Source organism: Pseudomonas sp. S3(2024), from assembly GCF_036861315.1.
Taxonomy (GTDB): domain Bacteria; phylum Pseudomonadota; class Gammaproteobacteria; order Pseudomonadales; family Pseudomonadaceae; genus Aquipseudomonas; species Aquipseudomonas putida_A.
Window position 1 is genome coordinate 1 of record NZ_JAZAQQ010000002.1, and the last position, 23,003, is coordinate 23,003.

Here is a 23,003-nt window from a genome sequence, read left to right on the forward strand (position 1 = left end):
TGCATCGCCGATGGTAGTGTGGGGTTTCCCCATGTGAGAGTAGGTCATCGTCAAGATTAAATTCCGAAACCCCAATTGCGAAAGCAGTTGGGGTTTTGTTTTGTCCGCAGGAAAGTATTTTTACTTAGGCAGCGAACAATTTTGCACAGTTATTTTCGAATCAGAACACTAGAATAACCCCCATCTTTTTCGGAGCCAGAGCCTTTATGTCAGATCCGGTTGACGCCCAAGGGCTGTCAGATTTACCGCTGGAAGACTTGGTGGCCTGTCATGAGTGCGACCTGCTGATGCGCAAGCCTAAGCTTGCCCATGGCGAGAAAGCACTCTGCCCGCGCTGCGGTTACGAGTTGTACGCCCATCGCCATAATGTGGTGCAGCGCAGCCTTGCCTTGGTGATCGCAGCATTATTGCTGTACATCCCGGCAAACTTTTTACCCATCATGCAACTCAATATCCTCGGACAATCTTCGCAGGATACGGTCTGGAGCGGCGTGCTCGGCTTGTTCAATACGGACATGCAGGGCGTTTCGATCGTTGTATTCCTGTGCAGTATGGCTATTCCGTTGCTGAAGTTGCTGTGCCAGTTATTCGTTTTGCTGACGATTCGATTCAACGTCGGACGCAGTTACGGCTTATTGCTCTACCGCATTTATCACCACCTCAAAGACTGGGGAATGCTCGAGGTCTACCTCATGGGTGTCCTCGTGGCGATCGTCAAACTGGCGGACATGGCGGCCATCACCGTCGGCCTCGGTCTGGCGTGTTTCATCGGTTTGTTGTTGGTTCAGGTCTGGCTGGAAGTGGTGATGTCACCGCATCAGATCTGGCAGGCGTTATCAGGAGAGGATGCCCATGCGGGCGATTGATGCGGGCATTCTGATCTGTACCGAATGCCATGAATTGAACAAACGGGATGCGGACACCGACGAGCAGACCTGCACCCGCTGCGGTGCGCTGGTTCACGCTCGTCGTCCGAACAGTCTGGCCCGAACCTGGGCCCTGCTGATCACGGCTGCGATTATCTACATCCCGGCCAATGTGTTGCCGATCATGACGGTCAGTTCGCTGGGGCAGGGCGATCCCAGCACCATCATGTCCGGCGTGATCCAGTTGGTGCAGCACGGCATGATCCCGATTGCCGCCGTGGTGTTCATCGCCAGTATTCTGGTGCCGACCTTCAAACTGGTGGGCATCGCACTGCTGCTGTTTTCGGTGCAGCGGCGGCAGCCGTTGTCCGCGCGGCAGCGGATCTGGATGTACCGCTTCATCGAGTTCATCGGTCGCTGGTCGATGCTCGACATCTTTGTGATCGCCATTCTGGTGGCGGTCGTCAACTTCGGCCGGCTTGCCAGTGTCGAAGCCAACCTTGGCGCCATCGCCTTCGCCAGTGTGGTAATTCTGACGATGCTTGCCGCAGTAACTTTCGATCCCCGACTGATTTGGGATAACACGGAGTCGGATGACGACCATGACTGATTTGCCTGTAGCGAAAACCCGACCGGCCTCCAACTGGTCTGCCATTTGGGTACTGCCTCTGATTGCCCTGATCATCGGTGGCTGGCTCGGCTGGCGTGCCTATAACGAAACCGGTATCGAGATCCAGGTGCGTTTCGAAAGCGGTGAAGGCATCCAGGCCAACAAGACCGAAGTGGTCTACAAGGGCATGCCGGTGGGTAAGGTGAAGACGCTCAAGCTTGATGACGAGGGCAACTCCAAAGGGGTGATTGCCACCGTCGAGATGAACAAGGACGTCGAGCAATACCTCAAGACCAGCACGCGTTTCTGGCTGGTGAAACCGAGCGTGACCCTGGCCGGCATCACCGGTTTGGAAACCCTGGTTTCAGGTAACTACGTGGCCATCAGTCCCGGTGAAGGCGAGCCGACCCGCAAGTTCAAGGCGCTGGCCGAAGAACCGCCGCTATCGGACTCCAAACCCGGCCTGCACCTGACCATCAAGGCCGATCGCCTCGGTTCGCTGAACCGCGGCAGTCCGGTGTTCTACAAGCAGATCAAGGTCGGTCAGATCAAAAGCTACGTGCTGTCTGAAGACCAGAGCACCGTTGAGCTCAAAGTGTTCATCGAGCCGACCTACGCCAAACTGGTGCGCAAGCACACACGTTTCTGGAATGCCAGCGGCATCAGCATCGACGCTAACCTGTCCGGGGTGAAGGTACGCAGCGAATCCCTGGCGAGCATCGTCGCCGGCGGCATCGCCTTCGCCACACCAGAGAATCGCAAGGACAGTCCGCCCACCGATCCAAGCCTGCCGTTCCGTCTCTATGAAGATTTCGACGCCGCCGCTGCCGGTATTCGGGTCAAGGTCAAACTCAGTGACTTCGAAGGCTTGCAGGCCGGCCGTACGCCGGTGATGTACAAGGGCATTCAGGTCGGCAACATGAAAGCGTTGAAAATCGATCCGGATCTGAACAGCGCCACGGCCGAGCTGACGCTGGATCCTCTGGCCGAAGACTATCTGGTCGAAGGCACGCAGTTCTGGGTGGTCAAACCGTCGATTTCCCTGGCCGGTATCACCGGGCTCGAAGCATTGGTGAAAGGTAACTACATCGCCGTGCGTCCGGGCGACAAAGGTGCCGCGCCGAAACGCGAATTCGAGGCACGGCCAAAAGCGCCGCCGTTGGATCTGCGTTCACCTGGGCTGCACCTGGTGCTGTTCACCGATGTTCTGGGTTCGATCGAAGTCGGCAGTCCGATTCTGTACAAACAGGTCAAGGTCGGTTCGGTACAGAGCTATCAGTTCTCCAAGACCAAAAAACAAATCGTCATCGGCGTGCATATCGAGAAGGAATACGAAAACCTGGTCAACGCATCGACACGCTTCTGGAATGTCAGCGGCATCACCCTCACCGGTGGTCTTACGGGTGGTATTCAAGTGAAGAGCGAGTCGTTGCAGACCTTGATGGCCGGCGGTATCGCTTTCGAAACGCCGCAAGCCAAAGCGCCACTGCAGAAGCGTATTCCGCGCTTCCGTCTGTTCGCCAACCATGACGAGGCCAACCAGAAAGGCACGCTGGTGACGATCAAGGTCGACCGCGCCGATGGTTTGCGTCCGGGCACGCCGATTCGTTTCAAAGGGTTGGATGTCGGCAAGATTGAAGACGTCGATCTGACCGACGATCTGCAAGCCGTGATGATTACCGCGCGGATCACCGAAGTACCGGAGCGCATTGCGCGGGTCGGCAGTCAGTTCTGGGTGGTCAAGCCGGAGTTGGGACTGATCAAGACCCAGAACCTGGAAACCCTGGTCACCGGGCAATATGTGGAAGTGCAGCCGGCGGCGAAAAATCTCGGCCCGCAGAAGAACTTCGTTGCGCTGGCCAGTCCGCCGGAAGTGAGCAAGCAGGAGGCTGGCTTGAGTCTGGTGTTGAGCGCCGCGCGCCGTGGCTCGCTGAAACCGGGCGTACCCGTGACCTACCGCGAAATCACCGTGGGCAAGGTCACCGGTTACGAACTGGGCCAGACGGCTGACCGGGTGTTGGTGCACATTTTGATCGAGCCGAAATACGCGCCGTTGGTGCGCAGCGGCAGCCGATTCTGGAACACCAGCGGCGTTGGTTTCGACATCGGTCTGTTCAATGGTCTGACGGTACGCACGGAGTCGCTGGAGACGGCGATTCAGGGTGGTATCGCCTTCGCTACGCCGGACGGTGAGCGCATGGGCACCCAAGCACGGCCCGAGCAGACGTTCCCGTTGTTCGACAAGTTCGAGGATGAGTGGCTGACCTGGGCGCCGAAGATTTCGCTCGGTAAGTAATTCTGTGGTGTCTGAAGGGGCGCCATCGCGAGCAGGCTCACTCCTACAGGGGAACGCGTTCCAAATTGTAGGAGTGAGCCTGCTCGCGATAGCGTCGGCAAAGTCACCATTGATTATTTGGCCAGCCGCCGCAACCCAAACAACATCCCCCCCGCCCCCAACAACATCACCAGCAGAAACAGCGGGTATGAAATCCACCACGGCGTGCCCGCCGTCATCATGCTGAATTCCGACATCCCGCCAATGCTCGCAATCAGGTTCAACGGCAGAAACACCACGTTGATCAACGTCAGTTTGCGCAGCAGGTTGTTCATGCTGTTGTTCATCAGATTGCCGCGCGCATCGATCAGCCCCGAGAACACCGTGGAGTAGATCNTGGCCTTCACCACATCATGCCGGCGGATGTACTTCCAGTCCGCCTCGTCGATGTAGATCCCCGCCGGGCCGCTGCCGCCTTCCAGGTCGATGGCGACACTGGCGCAGACCTGCGGCTTCACACTCGCCAGAATCGGCACGAAGCCCAGTTGCAGGCTGGTTTCCAGCAGCGCTGCCTGGTTCTTCTCGTCGATGTCCGCCGCCTCGTCGAGGTAGTACGGCAGGCGCACGCGACCAGCCAGATCACGGTCCATCAAGTGCAGCAACAAGTACATGTTGGTCAGCGCCTTGATGGTCATGGTGGTGCCGTTGGACGCCGCGCCGTCGATGTCGGTGTGGATCACTGGCTGGCCGTTGACCTTGGTGATCTCGAACGCCAGTTCGAACAAGTCCTTGAGACCGAGCTGGTTGTGGTTCGCCGCCACCAGCCGCGCCAGGTACTCCTTGGCCTCTTCGTTCTTGTTGTCCTGTTCCGCGCTCTGGCTCAGATCGAACACCGACAGGGTTTCGCCTTCTTCGTACTGACCGGCGCTGTGGATGATCTGATCGATGTGCTTGAGCGCTTCCTTGTTCGGCGCGAGGACGATGCGGAAGCTCTGCAGGTTGGACACCTGACGCTTGTTGATCTCGCGGTTGAACAGCGCCAGTTGGTGTTCGAGGCTGTCGTAGTCGCTGCGGATGTTGCGCAGGGTCCGGGCGATGTCGGTGACCGCCGCACGTCGCGCCTTGCCCAGCGTCAGGGCTTCGTCGGTACGGTGCGCGTAAGCGTTGATCAGCAGCGACAGACGGCGCTCCATGTCGTCTTCGCTGTCGAACTTGGCCACGCCTTTGAGGCGCACCTGCGCATACAACGCTTCGATCTGACCGTCGGCGCGCAGCAAGCCTTGCCAGCTGTCCTGATAGTCGTTGAGCAGCGGCAGCAGGTTGTCCATCGAATCGTCGACCGGATCCATGAACGGCGTACCGAACGGCAGATCCGCCGGCAGCAGCTGACGACGGCGCAGGGCGTCGTCGAGAGTGCGCTGCTTGGCTTCCATGTCGGCGATCTGCCGACCGACCAGTTGCAGCTTGGCCGACAGTTGCTGGACGCGCTCGGTGAACGCATCGCTGGAGCGCTTGAGTTCGTCCTGCGCCGCTTCCATCTGCGCCAACTGCTCAAGCTTGTCGCCTTCTTCGGCGCTCAGGGTCTGGGTGCGACGGAAATCTTCCAGGGCTTTCTGCGCATCCAGCACTTGCTGGTACAGCGCTTCGGTCTGGGTCTTGCTCGCGGCGCGGTCGGCGGCCACGGCTTGCTGGGTCTTGAGTTGCTTGAGCTCTTTTTCCAGACGTTCTTTCTGGTCACGCAGCGCGGCGCGGTCGGCCAGCGCTTGCAGAGCCGGCGGCTCGATGTGCGAGATGTCGATCGACAGCCCCGGCACTTCGAAACGCTCGCCCTTGAAGCCATCGAGGATCAGCTCGACCGATTTGACCCACTCGCCATCTTCGTCGAGGGTGATGCCGTGCTCGCCCAGCGGCAGGCTGAATAGCGCGCTGTTGAACAGACGCATCAGGCGCTCGACGTCCTGCTGCGAGAATTCCTCACGCAGGCGGGCGTAGCTGTTGTTGTCGGCGTGATCGAGTTGCTGCTTCACCGACTTCAGGCGTTTTTCCAGATCGCGCAGACGCTCTTCCAGATCCTCGGCGCTGAACTGCCGGGACTGTGCCAGCGCACCAGCCAGTTCGTCGTGCGCGTCCTTGGCGGCGAGCAGTTGTTGCTCCAGCACTTTGACGTCATCGACCAGCGCGAAGCGGTTCTTCAGCACCGACAACTCGCCGAGCCAGCGCTGGATGCCGGAGATTTCCCGCTCCAGACGCATCAGCTCCTGGGTGCCACCGCGCTGATCGTTTTGCAGATCATCCTGCTCGCGACGGTAGTGTTCGGCCTGAATCGTCAGTTCTTCCTTGCGTGCATTGGCGTAGTCCGACCAGGTGCCGAGCAACGAGTCGAGCAGCGGCGACAGGCGATGCAGTTTGCCGCGCAGCACGTCGCGCTGTTTTACGCCGTTGGCCAAGGCTTCGACCAGTGGGCCGGCGGCGACCAGCGAGTTGTAGTCCTGCTCCATCCGGCGCACATCGCGGAAGGCTTCTTCGCACGCGGCGATGTAGTCGACGCTGCCGGAACGCAGGCTGTGCTCGAAGGCATCGAGGAACAGTTGCTTCAACTTGGCCGCAGTGATTTCACGCATGTGCAGCAGGTTGATGAACAGCGCGCGGAAGGTCTTCAGGCTCTGCTCGCTGGTGGAGCGCAGCGGAATCAGGGTCAGATCCAGCGGGATCGAGGTGTGACCGCCCACCAGCAAACGACGCAGTTCGTCCGGCTTGAGTTCGTAGGCTTTTAGGCCTTCTTTCTCAAGGTTGCTGAACAGCTCTTTCTGCCGCAGGCAGGTGTCGTTCTTCTGGTAATGCGCCAGATCCAGCTTGCCGGCGTAGGCGAAGAACTGGTGACCGAAACCACCACCCGGGCCGCGCCCGACCACGCCGATCACGTGCGGGCCGTGCGGTAGATTGACTTCGACGAGGATGTAGCTGGTGTCGGAAGCAAAGTAGAAACGCCGCGATTGTTCCAAGCTGTACTTGCCGAAACTCATGTCTGACATGCGCGCCAGAATCGGGAACTGCAGAGCGTTGATCGAGGCGGATTTACCGAGGTTGTTCGCGCCGTAGACCGACAGCGGTTCTTCCAGCGGGAACAGGCCGAGGCTGTAACCGGCAGTGTTCAAAAGGGCAAAGCGGCGGATGCCGTAGCGTTCCTGGCTCATGCGTCGGACTCCTGTTCTTCGGCAATGGCCCGGGCCAGTGCGTCTTCTTCGCTCTCTTCTTCAAACTCGCTGAGATCGAGCGGATCGTCGGTCTCGAGGAATTTGGCTTCGGCTTCTTCGTCGATCAGCACCGGTGCCGGCAGCGGCAGCACGCTGTGTACGCTGGCCGCCAGATCGCGGTCCTGCTGCACCGACAAGCACACATCGAGGAAACGGTGCATCGGCGGCAGGAAACGGTACACGCCGTTTTCTTCGCCGGCGAAACCGAGCTGAGTCATGCGGCGCATGATTTTTTCTTCGAGTTCTTCGACGGTCTGCACTTCGGCCTGGATGAACAGGTCGCGGTATTTGTCCAGCAACGACGGCAGCTCTTCACGGCCGAGGCTGCCACCGTCGAGCACGGCGATCGGATCGCGGCCCTGATCGGCCAGATGCTCGACGAGAATGAAGGTGAACAGCGCCAGACGCTGAGCAGTCTTGTTCACCGCCGCAGCGGCCATGTCCGGCACGAAGTAATAGAACCCACGGGTGTCGCAGACCAGTTCGAACCCCAGCGCCTTGAACAGCGTGCGGTATTGATCCTGGAAGTTTGACAGTTGCGCGTACAGTTCCGGGTCGCGGCGGCTGACGTGATAGCCCTTGAACAGCTCGCGGAAGATCGGCGCCAGTTGGGACAGTTCGGATAGATCAAGATGCATTGGGGATGCTCGCAGAATCCTCGGCGGCGGAGTCGCGGGCCGAGAGCAGGGCGAAGGAGCGCAGGCTGACCTGATGCTCGTGAGTGTGGTATTCGCGGCGTTCCAGACGCTCGCGGGTGAAGCGTTTTTCCCGCGACAGACGCGAGAACCAGTAGAGCAATTCGTCGGTGGCGCCGTCCGGTTCCTGCTCCAGCAACCAGGTCATCAGATCCGGCATCGGCAGGGACTCTTCGCAACGCTCGACCATCTCGCGCACGGTGCGCGGTGCACGCGGGGCATCGCCGGATTTCTGGGTCTTGTGCGCCTTGGGGAAGCGCGCCGGTTTCGGCTCGAAACGCGCCAGGGCGTAGACGTAGGCCTCGACCTGACTGGCGCTGCCGAGGAAGGTGCTTTGCGGCCGGGTGAACAGCGGCATCGCCGCTTGCGGCACGGCGTCGATGCCTTTGCGGCGAATCGCCGCCAGCGCCAGCGCTGCACCACGGGTCACGGCGTTGTGCCGGCGCGCCTCTTCACGCAGCGGCAGCAGCAGTTCGCGGGCGTGGCGCAGGGTCAACTGGGCGCTGGTCTGCATTTCGAGGATGCGCGCGTGGGTGCGCAGCAGCATGTCGTCATCGACCAGATGGCCGAGGCGCTGCTGTTCGCTGAGCATCTTCAGCAGCACGGTTTCGACCTTGCGCACGCCTTGTTCGAAGGCTCCGTCGGCATTCACCAGATCGATCATCGGCTCGACGTATTCGTCCCAGGTCGCCAGCACTTCGGCGTATCGCTGACGCAGCGGAATCTGCCGGTCGCTGGTCTTGGCCCGTTCGGCCACGGCGACCAGGGCCTGCTCGTCGTTGTCGAGTTTCTTCAGCACGTCGCGCACGCGCATGTCGAGCAAACGCAGCTGACGGGCGAGGTCGTTGCCGTCGCGCACATCGAACGCGTCCTGAATGTAGCCGGCCAGACGTTCGAGGTGACGCAAGTAGGCTTCGATTTCCAGGCACAGGCCCAGACGGTGCTCACGGCGCAGGTAGGCAAGGAAGTCGTGGATCTGCGCGTTGAGCTCGAAACGGTTCGGGCTTTTCGCCACGGGCACCAGAATGTCCAGGCGAATCCACACGTCGAGCAGGCTGGTGATGTCCTGCGGCGTGCTGTCCAGTTGTTGGGCGGCCAGTTGCGCGCGCAGTTCGTTGAGGCTCAGGGTGCCTTGGTCGAAGTGCTCGCACAGTGGCTCCAGAAGTGCCCAGTGTTCAGCGAGGGCGCGCAAGACGCGCTTGGGTTCGATCATCGGAATGGCCGGCTGGTTGGCGATTAAAAGCCGCGATTGTACTGCATCACGAGGGGCGCGATTCACTCTCGGGACGGGCTGTCGCATTTTCTCAGGGAGCGAGCCCAGGTAAAGGCTATCGATCAACAGCAAGCGATCTTGAACGAAGGGCTGTAGAATCAGCCCACTTCAGTTATCCACAAGTGGCCGACCCTTTGCTTATCGAGTCCCGCCGCCGCGCCTATTTGAACGCCATGCAGGTGGTCAACTGGCTGCCGCGCACCGAATTGCCTTTCGCCGCCCCGTCGCGGCCCGAGCTGCTGGACATGCCCGAGCCTGAGCCAGAGGTCGTGGTGATGCCGGTTGTGCAGGCCGAAGCTCCGGTGCAGCCTGCCGCCCGTCCGGTCGAACGGCCGAAGATCGAAGTGCCACGCCCGTCGCTCGCCAGTACCCGCAATGGCGCCAAACCGGTGGAAGAGGTCGAAGAGGCGCCGGTTGTCGCCAAGCCGGCGCCCGTGCCGCCACCGCGTTTTGCCCTGCAATTGCTGCGCGCCGGGGCTTGCCTGCTGCTGGTCGAGTTACCCACAGGCGAAGCGTTCCAGAGCCGCGATCCGGCCTATCTGCTGCTTAAAGACATGTTGCGCGCCGCCGGTCTGCCGGATGCGCCACAAATCGTCGGCGAGCCGGTGCGCTGGCCGTGGCTGAACCGCGGCACCATGGATCAGGGCCCGGAAGCGGCGCGCGACTTTGTTCAGGGTTTCCTCTCGGTACAGATGGAAGCGGCACCCTGCGCCTGCCTGTGGCTGATCGGCCTTCCGGCAATACGCTTTGCCGGTGAAGCGGACGCCGAAGCGTTCAATAGTGAATTGCAGATCGAAGGCCTGGGCCTGGCCTGGGCCATCCCCGGTCTGGAATTGTTAATGGAAGAGCCACAGCGCAAAGCCGCTGTGTGGCAAGCCATGCGTCGGCTGATGGCGCGCTGGAAACCATCGAATGAGTGAAGCTGTATCGTTCCGCCCGATGACCGAGGCGGACCTGGACGCGGTATTGAAGATCGAATACGCGGCGTACAGCCATCCCTGGACTCGGGGGATTTTTCTCGACGGGCTGGGCAAATACCAGATCTGGCTGATGTTCGAAGGCCAGCAGCAGGTCGGCCACGGGGTGGTGCAGATCATTCTCGACGAGGCGCACCTGCTGAACATCACGGTCAAACCGGAGAATCAGGGACGGGGGCTGGGGCTGACGCTGCTCGAGCATCTGATGTCGCGGGCATATGCGGCCTCTGCCCGGGAATGCTTCCTGGAAGTGCGCGACAGTAATACCGCAGCGTTCAAGTTGTATGAGCGCTATGGTTTCAATGAGATTGGCCGGCGTCGCGATTATTATCCGGCGGTGGGCGGGCGCGAAGACGCCGTAGTGATGGCCTGCACTCTGGTCGACTGATCTTGTTTAAAAGCTTCGCGAGCAAGCCCTCTCCCACATTGGTTTTGAGCCGAGTCTCAATTCCCTGTGAGAGCGGGCTTGCTCGCGAAGGCGTCCTTACAGGCAATACAGATCAGCGATTGCCATCCAGCGGATCTCGCCGCGCCAGCTCCGCCTCATCCAGACCATTGCCGCCGCCGATGTCATCCTCATCGACAATGCTCAGATCCCAATCGGCCTGATTGCCCTCGCCAGCCTCTTCGGCATCGCGTGCGCCATCCTCGTGAATCAGTGTTTCCGGGCTCAAGTCATCGTCGGTCGGTTCATGATCAGCCGTCGATGCACCGGTAAGCCCGGCCTCGCGCACCCGTTCAGCGGGCATCAGTTGCTCGCGTTCACGTTCCGGAATCTCGTCACCGATTTTCGCGCTGGGTTCGTCTTCATCGAAATCCAGCTCATGCACCGAGCCCATGCGGTCTTCGTTGTCATCGATGGGTTCCGGTTGCACCGCATCGAACGGACGTCGTGAATCAGTCATGGCAAATCCTCATACTGTGGGCCTTACTGAGTGGACTCACCGGGCACCCGAGAATTCCAAAGAAAAACACCTGCGGTTCTTGCGTGACCCCGACGGGCGGTCGTCTGTCATACCTGCGCATCTTTCTTGAGGCCTTAACCATGCACGACTTACAAGACCTGATTGATAACAACGAGCGTTGGGCTGACGCGATCACCAAGGAAGACCCGGATTTCTTCGCCAAGCTGGCGCGCCAGCAGACCCCGGAATATCTGTGGATCGGCTGCTCCGACGCGCGGGTGCCGGCCAACGAGATCGTCGGCATGCTGCCGGGCGATCTGTTCGTACACCGCAATGTCGCCAACGTGGTGCTGCACACTGACCTCAATTGCCTGTCGGTGATCCAGTACGCGGTTGATGTGCTCAAGGTCAAACACATCCTGGTTACCGGCCACTATGGCTGCGGCGGTGTGCGCGCCTCGATGCAGGATCGCCAGTTTGGTCTGATCGATGGCTGGTTGCGCTCGATTCGCGACCTGTACTACGAAAAACGTGAAGAACTGGCCAAGCTGCCGACCGAGGAAGAGCAGGTCGATCGGCTGTGCGAACTCAACGTCGTCCAGCAAGTGGCCAACGTCGCCCACACCAGCATCATCCAGAACGCCTGGCACCGCGGCCAGAGCCTGTCGATTCACGGCTGCATCTACGGCATCAAGGACGGTCGCTGGAAAAGCCTGAACACCACCATCAGCGGTTTCGAGCAACTGCCGCCGCAATACCGTCTGCGTCCGGTCGGGGCGGTGTAATCCCGATCAGTGTGGATGCCGCCAGCGTTGCAAAAACTGCTGGCCCTCGATCGTGGGTGGTTCATCGTAGCCGGTGATCCACCCCCGACAGCGCGGCGAGCCGCAAGTGCAGGCGAACTGTTGCAGCAAACGGTCTTCGGTGGCGGCGAAGTCGATGGTCAGGCGTTCACCCGGCTGAATGTCGCGAAGTGCCCACAGCCACAGCTCACTCATGTCCAGAAACACATTCGGATCGCAGGCGTGTTCGAGCAACCCGCAAAAGCGCGGGTCGTAGAGGTGGATGCCGGCGAGTAACTGACGCGTCTGTCGGCAGCGATAGGGCAACAGTTGCCCGGATACCCGACACATCCGGGTGATGCGCAAGAACGCCCGGCGCGCCACGACTGCCGCGTGACCGTGGTGGTCCTGCACGATTTCGAAATCCTCGGTGGATGGGAAACCCAGACGCACCGGCAATCCGGCAAACGGATAGATCCCGGGTGCGTCGCGTGGGATGTTGTGTTGATGGGCCTGATTATTCATAACGTTCCCTGTCGGCCAAATGCTGCGACTTCCCTGGTCTGACGTCCTGTCAGCGCTGCAACATGTTTGGATCCAATATTCCGGTGTATCCCTCAAACTGTCTACTGTCAGATCTGACAGGCGTGATTGGCTGCTCCCCGCGTCAGCATTGACTGACACGGGAAGCTTTTTCAGCGGATCAGAGGTGTGGTGCAGGAACGGCGGTGGCCGGCAATTCGCCCTGAAGCTGTTGCAACTGGGCCTTGATTGGCGTGGTCGAGCACTTGGCGGCGGCCTGTGCCGGGGTCAGGTTGCGGATCGAGGTGTAGAACAGTTCGCAGGTCTTGCCCTTTTGCGTCACTTGCCAGGTCTGCGTGCAGCTGTTGAGCAGGGCTTTCGCATCGGTGCCCGGTTTACTGCCCATCCCGGCTTGCCAGCAAGCGGCGCTCAAGTCCTGACCCATGACCTTCAAACCGGCGGCATCGGCCTTGGCCTCATCGCCGTCATAGCTGGCCGGGTCGGCGGCGTACCAGATGTAGCTCGGATGGTTCGATCCCAGCACCGGCACGTTCACCCCCGCGCTCGGGCTGATGGTCGCCAGACCCAATACGGCCACGGTCGGGCCGTATTGCTGCTTGATCCAGTTACGCACCGGCGCACCGAACGCGACCATCGGCAGAGTGGTGCCGGCGCTGGTCTGGCTGAACTGCTTGACCAGCGTGGTCTGATAATCCTTGAAGTAGTCGTAGACGCCCTCCAGATCACTGCCGGCGTTGGACGGCGCGGCGATTGGCGCGATGTCGATGATGGTCTGATAGGCCGGCGTCTGCTCGGCCGGAATGCCGTTGACGGTCAGCAGCGTGGCCCAGCGGTCGGTGGTGTTCGAGCGCAGGTAATCCTGCGCCTGAGTCAGCGAATAGTCCGGCGGGAAGTGCAGCAGTTCGACGCTCTTGCGGTTTTCCAGGGCCATGCCCAGCGGCAGGAACAGATACCAGCTGTACGCCCATTTGCCATCGGCATTGAGCTTGCTGGCGCCGTTATAGGCCAGATCACCGGCATCGAGCAGCGCCGACAGCGGCTTGTCGTAACCTTTGGGCACGCCGCTGATCTCGGCGTAAATCTGCCCGTTATCGTTCTTCACCAACACCTTGGCATTGCTGTAACCATCGCGCTGCACGCTCTGGCTCAGGTAATGGGCGACGGTCTGCTCCAGGGACCAGTTGCGATAACAGATCACGCTGCAATTGTTGGGGTAGGCGAAGAGGCGGGTGACGCGCTCGGTGCTGCCCAGCTTCAGGTCGACATCGGCGTGGGCAGCCGCGCTCAGGGTGAGCGCGGCGAGGGTAAGAACTGCGGGGGTAAATCCTGCGAGTTTGAACATGCTCAGATCCTTTTCAGCGTGGGTTCCCCGGGTTCGGGGCGCTTCATATTGGATCAGCCGTGTTGCACAGAGAAGCGGTCATTCACGGATTTTTGCGTCAGCCCGCAGGACGGGGTTTTCAGGCCTGAAAATGCAGGGCGTTGGTCAGATCGCCCATCGGTTTCTGGCCACGGGCGATCATTGCCTCATCGCGCTGCTTGAGGCCGTCGAGGGTTTCCAGTTGGAACACTCGGGTGATCAGGCGCAGGATCGACGCCGTGTCGTAAACCGTGTGATCCACCGTGCCTTTGCGGGCAAATGGCGACACCACCAGCGCCGGCACCCGCGACCCCGGGCCCCAGCGATCGCCCTTGGGTGGCGCCACATGATCCCACCAGCCGCCGTTTTCATCGACCGTCACGACCACCACCATGTTTTTCCACTGCGGACTTTCGCGCAGCACCTTCAGGGCGCGGACGATGTGCCGGTCGCCTGAAGCCACGTCGGCATAACCGGCGTGCATGTTCAGGTTGCCCTGCGGTTTGTAGAAAGTTACCGCCGGCAGCTTGCCGGCCTCGGCATCGGCGAAGAACTTGTTGCTGCTCGACTCATCGCCCAGGCCGGCATCGCGCAGGCGTTTGTTGCGCTCTTGCGGGTTCTCCGGGCCTTGCTGCTTGAAGTAGTTGAACGGCTGGTGGTGGTACTGGAAGTTGGGGATCTTCGGAATCCCGCCCGAGTCCTTGTACTGCTCCAGCGTCGCCTGCCAGGCGCCGGCATACCAGGCCCAGTCGACATTCTTCTTCGACAGTTTGTCGCCGATATGCTCGTGGGTCTGCGGCACCATCACATTGGGCAGATCCGGCTTGGAGTACGCCGGACGCTCCGGATCGCGAATCCACGTCGGCCAGTACGGCGGGGCGAGGGTGTTGACGCCGAAGCCGTCCGGGGTCAGCGCACTCGGGCCGAATTGCGGCGGGCCGGTCATGGCGCTGGTCGGTGACTGCTCCAGCGGCTTGAGGCGCGGGTCAGTCGGATCATCGCTTTGCAGGGCGGCGATCTGTGACTTGGCCACCGAATTGGCTACGTCCGGATAGAACGGCGCGGTGGCGCTGATCAGGTACTGGTGGTTGAGGAACGAGCCGCCGAAAGCACCCTGGAAGAAGTTGTCGCACAGCACGAATTCCTGCGCCACATCCCACAGGCGCAGCGAGTAGCGGCTCTGGGCGTAGTGCCCCATGGTCAAACCACCGGAGTCGGCCCAGGCGACAAAACCATCGTTCTTGCCGCCATTGATCTGCATCTGGTTCTGATAGAACACGTGCCACAAATCGCGGGTCACCAGACCGAACGGCAAGTCTTCGGCATTCGGGCCCTTGAGGGCGAAAGGCGCGTTGGGCAGGTTTTCCTGAAACTGCGTGGCGCTGGGGTAGGTCACGCCATCAAGCGTTTGCGGGCCGATCTGCAGCACGCCACCCCAGACTGGCGGCAGCGTCTGCAACAGGCTGCCGTCGCGGTCACGTTGCTGGTAATCGGCAGGCTTGAGCGCCGACAGCGGCTTTTCGACACCGGGGAAATCACCGAACAGGTTGTTGAAGCTACGGTTCTCGGCATAGATCACAACCACGGTTTTCACCTGATCGCGCAGGGCCTTGTCCAGCTCGGCTGGCGTCAGCGGGCGCTCGACCGGTTTGCCCGGCGGGTTGCTGGCGTTACCGCAGCCGGCGAGCGTGGCCCCCACGCCGAGGACGGCAACACCGCCGAGGAAGCGGCGGCGGCTGGTGTCGGTGGGGTTGTCGGATTCAGGTGCGTCAGTGCCGTCAATCTCGTCTTTCATCTGTCAGCCCGTTCAGCTTAATTGTTTCAGTTTGTTTCGGGCGGACGCTAACAAGTGAATGTGACGGTTGGGTTACATTTTGAGGCGGGTTGTGCACTGATGTGGGAGCGGGCTTGCTCGCGAATGCGTGGTATCAGTTACACCACTGGTGATGACACAACGCATTCGCGAGCAAGCCCGCTCCCACAGGTTCTATGTTGTCAGTTTTTAAACTGGTTTACGGCATCACCGGCGGCGTATACGCCAATGTCGTCCCCAGCACCCACAACAGGAACAGCACCAGCGGCGTGTGCACCAGCAATTGCACGAACGAGAAGCCGATCAGGTCGCGCGCCTTCAGGCCGAGCACGCCCAGCAGCGGCAACATGTAGAACGGGTTGATCAGGTTCGGCAGGGCTTCGGCGGCGTTGTAGATCTGTACCGCCCAGCCGAGGTGGTATTGCAGATCGTTGGCGACTTGCATCACGTACGGCGCTTCGATGATCCACTTGCCGCCGCCGGACGGGATGAAGAAACCGAGAATCGCCGAGTACACGCCCATCAGCAACGCGTAGGTGTCGTGGGAGGCGATGCTGACGAAGAAGGTCGAGATGTGATGCGCCAGCGTCTGCGCATCGGCGCCTTTGACCGTGGTCAGCAGCGCGGCGATCGAGCCGTACAGCGGGAACTGGATCAGCACGCCAGTGGTGGTCGGCACCGCGCGGGCCACCGCATCGAGGAAGCTGCGCGGACGCCAGTGCAGCAGGGCGCCGAGCATGATGAACAGGAAGTTATAGGTGTTCAGCCCGGAAATCGCGGTGATCGCCGGTTTGCTCGAGAACTCGTGGAACAGCCAACCGGCCGCCAGCGACACCAGCAAAATGATCAGCAGCGGACTGTGCTCCAGCCATTCGCCGGGCCGGGTGCGCGGTTGCAGCGGTGGCAGGTTGAACGCCGGGTCGATGCCACAATCCTTGGCGTCGCGCGCAGAGTTCGGGCCGGGCGCGGTGGCGTAGGCGACGATGATCGAAATCACGATCAGCGCCAGCAGCATGGCGCCGGACTGCCAGAGGAAGATGGTTTGGGTGAACGGAATCACCCCGGTGATCGACAGGATCGCCGGCGGCAGGCTGGCCGGGTTGGCCTGCAGTTGCGCTGCTGACGATGACAGGCCCAGCGCCCAGACCGCGCCAAGGCCCAGATACGCCGCTGCACCGGCCGCGCGGTAATCCATTTTCAGATCGGTGCGGCGGGCGAGGGCGCGCACCAGCAAACCGCCGAACACCAGCGACAGGCCCCAGTTCAACAGCGAGGCGACCATCGAGATCAGCGCGACCCAGGCCACGGCAGAGCGGCCGTTTTTCGGGATGCGCGCCAGTTTGTCGATCAGCTTGACCGCTGGCGGCGAACTGGCGACGACGTAGCCGCCAATCACCACGAAGGCCATTTGCATGGTGAACGGGATCAGGCTCCAGAACCCGTCGCCGAACGCCATCGCGGCATCGGTGGGTTTGGCGCCCATGGCCAAAGTGGCCAGCGCGACAATGATCACCGCCAGTGCGGCGAATACCCAGGAGTCGGGGAACCAGCGTTCGGCAAAGCTTGAACAGCGCAAGGCAAAGCGCGCAGAGCGGCTATCTTCGATATCAACGGCCACAGGGAGTACCTCGGATTTTTATGGTTATTGTGGGTCTGCAGGGCGATAAGTGCTTTGGTGGGAGCGGGCTTGCTCGCGAATGCGTTGTGTCAGTCGACGCTGATTTGACTGACACACCGCATTCGCGAGCAAGCCCGCTCCCACCGGTTTTCACCAGGTGCGGCTGGAGACTGGTCTAAACAGTAAATCAAGCCAGGCTGTTTTGTGAGCTGGTTTTGCGAAACCGGGACTATGGTCTAACGGGTTGTCCCCAGGTGGATTTGCGTAGACCATGGGCGCCTTGGTTTTTTGCCTGCCAGAGTTCTTTGCCATGACTGCCCAATCCACAGCCCGACCGGCGCCGTTCAGCCGCTCCGACTACAAGACCCTCGGTCTTGCGGCACTCGGCGGGGCGCTGGAGATCTACGATTTCATCATTTTCGTGTTCTTCGCCCTGACCCTCAGCCAGTTGTTCTTCCCGCCGGAAATGCCCGAGTGGCTACGTCTGCTGCAAAGCTTCGGGATCTTCGTCACCGGTTATCTGGCGCGCCCGCTGGGCGGGATCCTGATGGCGCATTTCGCCGATCGCCTGGGCCGGAAAAAGGTCTTCAGCCTGAGCATCCTGATGATGGCGCTGCCGTGCCTGCTGATCGGGATCATGCCGACTTATGCCCAGATCGGTTATCTCGCGCCGCTGCTGTTGCTGGCGCTGCGCATCCTGCAAGGCGCGGCGGTGGGTGGGGAAGTTCCGAGCGCCTGGGTGTTCGTCGCCGAGCACGCGCCTGCCGGGCATCGCGGTTACGCGCTGGGCTTTTTGCAGGCCGGGTTGACCTTTGGTTACTTGATTGGCGCGCTGACCGCGACGTTCCTCGCGCAGGTGTTCACCCCGGCGGAAATCCTTGATTACGCCTGGCGTTATCCGTTCCTGCTCGGTGGTGTGTTCGGCGTGATCGGTGTCTACCTGCGCCGCTGGTTGAGCGAAACCCCGGTGTTCATGGCCATGGAAGCCCAGCGTGAAGCGCGGGTCGAACTGCCGCTGCGCACGGTGCTGCGCGAGCATCGTCTGGCGATGTTGCCGGCGATGCTGCTGACCTGTGTGCTGACGTCGGCGGTGGTGGTGTTCGTGGTCATCACCCCGACCATGATGCAGAAAACCTTCGGCATGAGCGCCAGTCACACCTTTGCCCTGAGCGCGTTGGGCATTGTCTTCCTCAACATCGGCTGTGTGATTGCCGGGTTGCTGGTCGACCGCATCGGTGCCTGGCGCACGGTCATGCTTTATAGCCTGCTGCTGCCGTTGGGCATTGGTGTGCTTTATAGCTGTCTGATCATGGGCGGCAATTGGGTGGGGCTGGCGTATGCCATCGCCGGTCTGGCCTGCGGTGTGGTCGGCGCGGTGCCATCGGTGATGGTCGGACTGTTTCCGGCGCGGATTCGCGTGTCGGGCATCTCCTTCACCTACAACATTGCCTACGCCGCGTGGGCGAGCATCACACCGCTGTTGCTGATTGGTCTGATGCCGTGGAGTCCGTGGATCTGCGTGATGTTCTGTGCGGTGATGGGCGCAGTCGGCATTGTCAGCGCGGCGTATTTCGGTTCGCGCATGAGCAGTGTCGGGCGCCAAGCCGTGGCGCCCTGTTCCTGACGAGTGTCAGGTCAACCAGTGCCACCACAATAACGTCCCCACCAGTCCCACCACCGAGACAATGGTTTGCAGAATCGACCAGACCCAGATGGTCTGTTTGAGTTGCAAGCCAAAGTACTCGCGAACCATCCAGAAGCCGGCGTCATTCACGTGGCAGAAGAACACGGAGCCGGCGCCAATCGCCAGCGCCACCAGTGAGCTTTGCGTCGCGGCGAGTCCGGCCATCATCGGCGCCAGAATCCCCGCCGTCGTGGTCGTGGCGACGGTCGCCGAACCCGTAGCCTGACGCAGTGCCACGGCAATCAGCCAGGCCAGCAGCAGGTAGGGCAGGTGCGCACCTTCGGCGACTTTGCTGATGGTCTGGCTGACACCGGCGTCCAGCAAGGTCTGCTTCAAGCCGCCGCCAGCGCCGATGGTCAGAAGCAACACGGCAATTGGCGCGAGGCTTTTACGCAGGGTGCCACCGACCTGTTCGCGCGGCATGCCGTTGGCCCAGCCGAGGCAGATCACCGCCGCCATCACCGCAATGCCCAGCGCCACCAACGGTTCGCCGAGGAACTTCAGTGTCAGGGCGACGCTGCTTTCGGGGGGCATCGCGACTTTGGCCAGGGTGCTGCCGAGCATCAGCAGCACCGGCAACAGAATGATCAGCAGCGACAGGCCGAAACTCGGCTGGCGCGGCGCTTTCGGCGGGGCGCTGAACAGTGCGCCGAGCTCTGCTGGTTCATCGACGTGCATGCGTTTCGACAGCCAGTTGCCGTAGATCGGCCCCGCCAGAATCACCGCCGGAATCGCAATGCTGAAGCCCAGCAACATGGTCAGCCCCAGGTCGGCATGCAACGCACTGACCGCGATCAGCGGCCCGGGATGCGGCGGCATCAGGGCATGCAGGGTGGTCATCCCGGCCAGCGCCGGAATGGCGATTTTCAACAATGGCTGACCCGAGCGGCGGGCCATGACGAAGATGATCGGCACCATCATCACCAGCCCCACTTCGAAGAACAGCGGCAGGCCGATCACCATCGCCACCAATGCCATGACCCACGGCAGGGACTTGCCTTTGCCCAGCCCGAGCAGGGTCGAGGCGATGCGGTCGGCCGCGCCGGACTCGGCCATCAGCGCACCCAGCATCGAACCCAGGGCAATGATGATCCCCGCTTCTCCGAGAATCGCCCCGGCGCCTTTGCTGAACGCCTTGGCCACGTCTTCTGGTGGCAGACCGGCGCCGACACCGGCAATAAAAGTGCCGATCAGGATCGAGAGAAAGGGCGGGAGTTTAGTGGCACTGATCAGGACGATGATGGTGGCAATCGCCACCAGACAGCAAAGAATCAGGCGGGTGTCATGCACCATCCAGGCAGCGGTCGATAAATCCAAAACGGCACTCCTTATCGGGCGGATACCTGCAACATGTTGTTGCAATATTCCCGAGAATACCTGAAGTGGCCGGGCCAGAGCGGCGGCTTTTGTAACGGCTCAGTGGAGTGATCGATAGGAGTAAAAGCCCGGCGGGATTATTTTTGACTGGCCGGTCTCAAACGCTCTTCAGAAAAGTTTTCCAAGGCCGATGGTTAAGCTGCATCCCGCTTTCTACCCTGCCTATCGGTATTTCCCCATGTTCAACAAACGCCTCAAGCAAGAGCTGGCCACTCTTCGTGAAGAACTCTCCAGCCTGCTGCAGGTGAAGGAAAGCCTGGAAAGCGAGATGCTGGTGCTGACTCTGGAACCTGATGGCCGGATTCAGTCGGTCAATCAGAACTTCCTCGGCGAGATGCTCTACAAGAGCCAGGATCTGGTGGGGCGCGCCATTGATGACATCGTTCCGGCGCACGTGAAGGCCGACGACTTTCATCATCGTTTCAAGGCCGCACTGACCCGTGGCGAACATTTCGCCGGAGCCGTGCGCCTGTTGCGTGGTAATGGCGAAGAGGCGTGGCTGCGCTCCATCGTGCAGCCGGTGCGCTCTTCGGACGGGCGGATCAAGCATTTCTCGATCTTCTCCAGCGACCTGACCCGCACCATCGAAGCCTCCCGCGAACACGAAAACCTGATCGGCGCGTTGGTGCGTTCGACGGCGGTGATCGAGTTCGACCTCAATGGCAATGTGCTGAATGCCAACGAGCGCTTTCTGCAGGGCATGGGTTACAGCCTGGCGCAGATCAAAGGCAAACATCACCGGATGTTCTGTACGCCCGAGGAGTACAACAGCGCCGAGTACCAGAATTTCTGGCGTCGCCTGAACAACGGTGAATTTGTCGCCAACCGTTTCAAGCGCGTCGACAGCCATGGTCGTACGGTGTGGCTGGAGGCGTCCTACAACCCGGTGGTCGATGCCAACAACAAACTGTACAAAGTGGTGAAGTTCGCCACGGTGATTACCGATCAGGTCAACCGCGAACAAGCGGTTGCCGACGCGGCCAGCATTGCCTACAGCACTTCGCAGCAAACCGACAGCACTGCGCAACGTGGCACTACGGTGGTCACCGAGGCAGTGAATGTGATGCGTGATCTGTCGCGCCACATGCAGGCGGCCGGTGAGGGCATCGAGGCGCTGAACGAGCAGTCGCAGGTGATCGGTACCATCGTCAAAACCATCAGCGGCATTGCCGAACAAACCAACCTGCTGGCGCTCAACGCCGCCATCGAGGCGGCTCGCGCTGGGGAACAGGGCCGGGGCTTTGCGGTGGTTGCCGACGAAGTGCGGCAACTGGCCTCGCGCACCAGTCAGGCGACCGAAGAGATCGTCACTGTGGTGCGGCAGAACCAGGAAATGGCGCGCAACGCCGTGGCCCTGATGACCGATGGCAAGCTGCAGGCCGAGCAGGGCCTGGCGCTGGCGGCGGAAGCGGGCACGGTGATCGTCGAGATCCAGGACGGCGCGCAGAAAGTGGTGGATGCGGTCGGCCAGTTTGCCAATCAACTCTCTAACTGACCTGTACTAAACCCTGTAGGAGTGAGCCTGCTCGCGATATCGGTCTGACATTCAACCTCCATGTTGATTGAACTACTGCGATCGCGAGCAGGCTCACTCCTACAGTTGAAGATGGCGCTACAATCTTCTCCTTTTTCCCCGGAGCAGATCCCCATGAGTGCTTCCCACCGCCGCCCGGTGCCCCTGAACAAAGCCTATCGTCTGCTCAATCACGGGCCGACCGTGCTGGTCAGCGCTGCCCATGACGGCCAGCGCAACATCATGGCCGCCGCCTGGGCGATGCCGCTGGATTTCGAACCGCCGAAAGTTGCGGTCGTCCTCGACAAGTCCACCTGGACCCGCCAGTTGCTCGAAGCGTCCGGCACTTTTGTGCTCAACGTGCCGTGCGTCAATCAGGCTGACATCGTGCAAACCGTCGGCAATACCTCGGGGCTGGAGATCCGGCAGAATCAGGGACAGGACAAGTTTCAGGCTTATGGCCTGCAAACCTTCGCCGGTGAAACCGTCGAGGCGCCTCTGCTCGAAGGCTGCGTGGCCTGGCTCGAATGCCGCTTGCTGCCGGAACCGCGCAACCACGAGCAGTACGACCTGTTCCTCGCCGAAGTCATCGCAGCCCAGGCCGATGAGCGGGTGTTCAGCGACGGGCGCTGGCATTTCGACGGGCATGATGGCTTGCGCACGCTGCACCACGTGGCCGGCGGGCATTTCCTGACGATTGGCGATGCGGTGGACGGTAAAACCCTGCCGCTGTGACCTGCATCTGATGGAAAACGCGCGCCGGATGTAGCAAGGTGTGGGGCATTGTCGAACCAATCAGGCGCTCGCCCCATGGACCTTTCGCTTTCCAGCTATCTCGCCCCGTTGCTGTCGCTGGCGCTGTTGTGGACGGTCGCGGTGGTCACCCCCGGCCCGAACTTTTTCAACATCGCCCAATTGGCGGTCAGCCGCTCGCGCCGTCATGGTGTGGTCGCGGCGCTCGGCGTCGCCAGCGGAACCGTGCTGTGGGGCCTGGCCGGCGGTTTGGGTATTCAGACCTTGTTCAGCGCGGCGCCAACCCTGTACCTGAGCTTCAAGATCGCCGGTGGCTGCTACCTGATCTGGCTCGGCCTCAAGCAGTTCAAACGCAAAGCGCCGATTGCCGCCGGTACGCTGGATGAGTCGCAACAGACCCTGCTCGGCGCCTACGGGCGAGGCTTTCTGGGCAACATGACCAACCCCAAGTCGGCACTGTTCGTCGCCACCATCTTCGCCACCGCGATGCCGGCCCACGTCCCGCCGCTACTGCTGACGCTGGCCGTGCTGACCATGGCCACGCTGTCGTTCAGTTGGTATTGCAGCGTCGCGCTGTTCTTCGCCAGCCGCCGGATCGCGAGTGTTTACGAACGGTCGCGGCAATGGCTGGATCGTTTGGCCGGTGGTTGTTATTTGCTGTTTGGGGCGCATTTGGTGGCTAATCGCTGAGCCGGGTGATATTGC

17 protein-coding genes and 4 pseudogenes are annotated in these 23,003 nt (G+C 61.1%); 11 read left to right on the forward strand and 10 right to left on the reverse strand.

Translation table 11 applies throughout. The features are described from left to right. The first annotated feature begins 206 nt into the window (after window positions 1–206). From VLA07_RS04730 to VLA07_RS04740, 3 genes are read left to right on the forward strand one after another with little or no spacing between them, the layout of a single operon-like run. Window positions 207–866 (forward strand): paraquat-inducible protein A, encoded by a 660-nt coding sequence (locus VLA07_RS04730; RefSeq protein ID WP_027612261.1) that lies wholly within the window; start codon window positions 207–209, stop codon window positions 864–866. Continuing rightward, the gene (locus VLA07_RS04735) at window positions 853–1,476 is read left to right on the forward strand and encodes a paraquat-inducible protein A (RefSeq protein WP_027612260.1); all 624 of its coding nucleotides are present in this window, start codon (window positions 853–855) and stop codon (window positions 1,474–1,476) included. The genes VLA07_RS04730 and VLA07_RS04735 overlap by 14 nt, the downstream gene beginning before the upstream one ends. Then, window positions 1,469–3,772, forward strand: a complete 2,304-nt coding sequence (locus VLA07_RS04740) for a PqiB family protein (RefSeq protein WP_097086276.1) — start codon at window positions 1,469–1,471, stop codon at window positions 3,770–3,772. Before VLA07_RS04735 ends, VLA07_RS04740 begins: the two co-directional genes overlap by 8 nt. 113 nt (window positions 3,773–3,885) lie before the next feature. Here VLA07_RS04740 and VLA07_RS27115 read toward each other — a convergent pair. The 4 genes and pseudogenes from VLA07_RS27115 to mksB form a co-directional block, all read right to left on the reverse strand. Further along, window positions 3,886–4,155, reverse strand: a pseudogene (locus tag VLA07_RS27115) (CorA family divalent cation transporter); the annotation flags it as partial. A 6-nt stretch (window positions 4,156–4,161) separates the two neighbouring features. After that, window positions 4,162–6,945: pseudogene (gene mksF / locus VLA07_RS04745) on the reverse strand (Mks condensin complex protein MksF); the annotation flags it as partial. After that, entirely contained in the window at window positions 6,942–7,643 is a 702-nt protein-coding gene (gene mksE, locus VLA07_RS04750) for an Mks condensin complex protein MksE (RefSeq protein WP_016773189.1), read from the reverse strand. The pseudogene mksF and the gene mksE, both read right to left, overlap by 4 nt. Continuing rightward, the gene (mksB, locus tag VLA07_RS04755; RefSeq protein ID WP_247268125.1) at window positions 7,633–8,913 is read right to left on the reverse strand and encodes an Mks condensin complex protein MksB; all 1,281 of its coding nucleotides are present in this window, start codon (window positions 8,911–8,913) and stop codon (window positions 7,633–7,635) included. The genes mksE and mksB overlap by 11 nt, the downstream gene beginning before the upstream one ends. Window positions 8,914–9,146: 233 nt before the next feature. On the opposite strand from mksB, the gene VLA07_RS04760 reads away from it, so the two are divergent. Both VLA07_RS04760 and rimI read left to right on the forward strand, forming a co-directional pair. Then, window positions 9,147–9,893, forward strand: a complete 747-nt coding sequence (locus tag VLA07_RS04760) for an energy transducer TonB (protein WP_115988899.1) — start codon at window positions 9,147–9,149, stop codon at window positions 9,891–9,893. Further along, entirely contained in the window at window positions 9,886–10,338 is a 453-nt protein-coding gene (gene rimI, locus VLA07_RS04765) for a ribosomal protein S18-alanine N-acetyltransferase (RefSeq protein ID WP_027612255.1), read from the forward strand. Before VLA07_RS04760 ends, rimI begins: the two co-directional genes overlap by 8 nt. A 112-nt stretch (window positions 10,339–10,450) precedes the next feature. Here rimI and VLA07_RS04770 read toward each other — a convergent pair whose 3' ends face one another. Continuing rightward, window positions 10,451–10,855, reverse strand: coding sequence for a hypothetical protein (locus VLA07_RS04770; protein ID WP_027612254.1), 405 nt, complete (start codon window positions 10,853–10,855; stop codon window positions 10,451–10,453). 140 nt (window positions 10,856–10,995) lie between these two features. On the opposite strand from VLA07_RS04770, the gene can reads away from it, so the two are divergent. Continuing rightward, window positions 10,996–11,640 carry a carbonate dehydratase gene (can, locus tag VLA07_RS04775; RefSeq protein WP_095190641.1) on the forward strand — a complete coding sequence of 215 codons (645 nt, stop codon included), beginning with the start codon at window positions 10,996–10,998 and terminating at the stop codon, window positions 11,638–11,640. A 6-nt stretch (window positions 11,641–11,646) separates the two neighbouring features. Here the strand turns inward: can and VLA07_RS04780 are convergent, their stop codons facing one another. The 4 genes from VLA07_RS04780 to VLA07_RS04795 form a co-directional block, all read right to left on the reverse strand. Continuing rightward, a complete protein-coding gene (locus tag VLA07_RS04780) occupies window positions 11,647–12,162 on the reverse strand; it encodes an SET domain-containing protein-lysine N-methyltransferase (RefSeq protein ID WP_183785931.1) in 516 nt (171 codons plus the stop codon). Window positions 12,163–12,340: 178 nt separating this feature from the next. After that, window positions 12,341–13,522 (reverse strand): hypothetical protein, encoded by a 1,182-nt coding sequence (locus tag VLA07_RS04785; RefSeq protein WP_027612252.1) that lies wholly within the window; start codon window positions 13,520–13,522, stop codon window positions 12,341–12,343. 118 nt (window positions 13,523–13,640) lie between these two features. Next, on the reverse strand, window positions 13,641–15,335 hold the full coding sequence (acpA, locus tag VLA07_RS04790) for an acid phosphatase (protein WP_333988519.1): 1,695 nt from the start codon (window positions 15,333–15,335) through the stop codon (window positions 13,641–13,643). Between the two features lie 217 nt (window positions 15,336–15,552). Continuing rightward, on the reverse strand, window positions 15,553–16,971 hold the full coding sequence (locus VLA07_RS04795) for a short-chain fatty acid transporter (protein WP_330207766.1): 1,419 nt from the start codon (window positions 16,969–16,971) through the stop codon (window positions 15,553–15,555). Window positions 16,972–17,281: 310 nt separating this feature from the next. Between VLA07_RS04795 and VLA07_RS04800 the strand changes: the two genes are divergently transcribed. Continuing rightward, window positions 17,282–18,595: an MFS transporter gene (locus VLA07_RS04800; RefSeq protein WP_333988521.1), complete on the forward strand. Its 1,314-nt coding sequence runs from the start codon at window positions 17,282–17,284 to the stop codon at window positions 18,593–18,595. A gap of 6 nt (window positions 18,596–18,601) precedes the next feature. Here VLA07_RS04800 and VLA07_RS04805 read toward each other — a convergent pair whose 3' ends face one another. Further along, window positions 18,602–19,972 carry a GntT/GntP/DsdX family permease gene (locus VLA07_RS04805; RefSeq protein WP_333988523.1) on the reverse strand — a complete coding sequence of 457 codons (1,371 nt, stop codon included), beginning with the start codon at window positions 19,970–19,972 and terminating at the stop codon, window positions 18,602–18,604. A 328-nt stretch (window positions 19,973–20,300) separates the two neighbouring features. On the opposite strand from VLA07_RS04805, the pseudogene VLA07_RS27120 reads away from it, so the two are divergent. From VLA07_RS27120 to VLA07_RS04820, 4 genes and pseudogenes are all read left to right on the forward strand, one after another. Further along, window positions 20,301–20,987 (forward strand): annotated as a pseudogene (locus VLA07_RS27120) (PAS domain-containing protein); the annotation flags it as partial. Between the two features lie 102 nt (window positions 20,988–21,089). Beyond that, a pseudogene (locus tag VLA07_RS27125) lies at window positions 21,090–21,527 on the forward strand (methyl-accepting chemotaxis protein); the annotation flags it as partial. A 153-nt stretch (window positions 21,528–21,680) separates the two neighbouring features. After that, on the forward strand, window positions 21,681–22,280 hold the full coding sequence (locus VLA07_RS04815) for a flavin reductase family protein (RefSeq protein WP_108592402.1): 600 nt from the start codon (window positions 21,681–21,683) through the stop codon (window positions 22,278–22,280). Between the two features lie 75 nt (window positions 22,281–22,355). Beyond that, window positions 22,356–22,988, forward strand: coding sequence for a LysE family translocator (locus VLA07_RS04820; protein WP_103368559.1), 633 nt, complete (start codon window positions 22,356–22,358; stop codon window positions 22,986–22,988). The last annotated feature ends 15 nt before the right edge of the window (window positions 22,989–23,003 follow it).

Coding starts and splice junctions, on each gene's coding strand:
- VLA07_RS04730 (WP_027612261.1), top strand. CDS start 207: ATGTCAGATCCGGTTGACGCCCAAGGGCTGTCAGATTTACCGCTGGAA.
- VLA07_RS04735 (WP_027612260.1), top strand. CDS start 853: ATGCGGGCGATTGATGCGGGCATTCTGATCTGTACCGAATGCCATGAA.
- VLA07_RS04740 (WP_097086276.1), top strand. CDS start 1,469: ATGACTGATTTGCCTGTAGCGAAAACCCGACCGGCCTCCAACTGGTCT.
- mksE (WP_016773189.1), bottom strand. CDS start 7,643: ATGCATCTTGATCTATCCGAACTGTCCCAACTGGCGCCGATCTTCCGC.
- mksB (WP_247268125.1), bottom strand. CDS start 8,913: ATGATCGAACCCAAGCGCGTCTTGCGCGCCCTCGCTGAACACTGGGCA.
- VLA07_RS04760 (WP_115988899.1), top strand. CDS start 9,147: ATGCAGGTGGTCAACTGGCTGCCGCGCACCGAATTGCCTTTCGCCGCC.
- rimI (WP_027612255.1), top strand. CDS start 9,886: ATGAGTGAAGCTGTATCGTTCCGCCCGATGACCGAGGCGGACCTGGAC.
- VLA07_RS04770 (WP_027612254.1), bottom strand. CDS start 10,855: ATGACTGATTCACGACGTCCGTTCGATGCGGTGCAACCGGAACCCATC.
- can (WP_095190641.1), top strand. CDS start 10,996: ATGCACGACTTACAAGACCTGATTGATAACAACGAGCGTTGGGCTGAC.
- VLA07_RS04780 (WP_183785931.1), bottom strand. CDS start 12,162: ATGAATAATCAGGCCCATCAACACAACATCCCACGCGACGCACCCGGG.
- VLA07_RS04785 (WP_027612252.1), bottom strand. CDS start 13,522: ATGTTCAAACTCGCAGGATTTACCCCCGCAGTTCTTACCCTCGCCGCG.
- acpA (WP_333988519.1), bottom strand. CDS start 15,335: ATGAAAGACGAGATTGACGGCACTGACGCACCTGAATCCGACAACCCC.
- VLA07_RS04800 (WP_333988521.1), top strand. CDS start 17,282: ATGACTGCCCAATCCACAGCCCGACCGGCGCCGTTCAGCCGCTCCGAC.
- VLA07_RS04815 (WP_108592402.1), top strand. CDS start 21,681: ATGAGTGCTTCCCACCGCCGCCCGGTGCCCCTGAACAAAGCCTATCGT.
- VLA07_RS04820 (WP_103368559.1), top strand. CDS start 22,356: ATGGACCTTTCGCTTTCCAGCTATCTCGCCCCGTTGCTGTCGCTGGCG.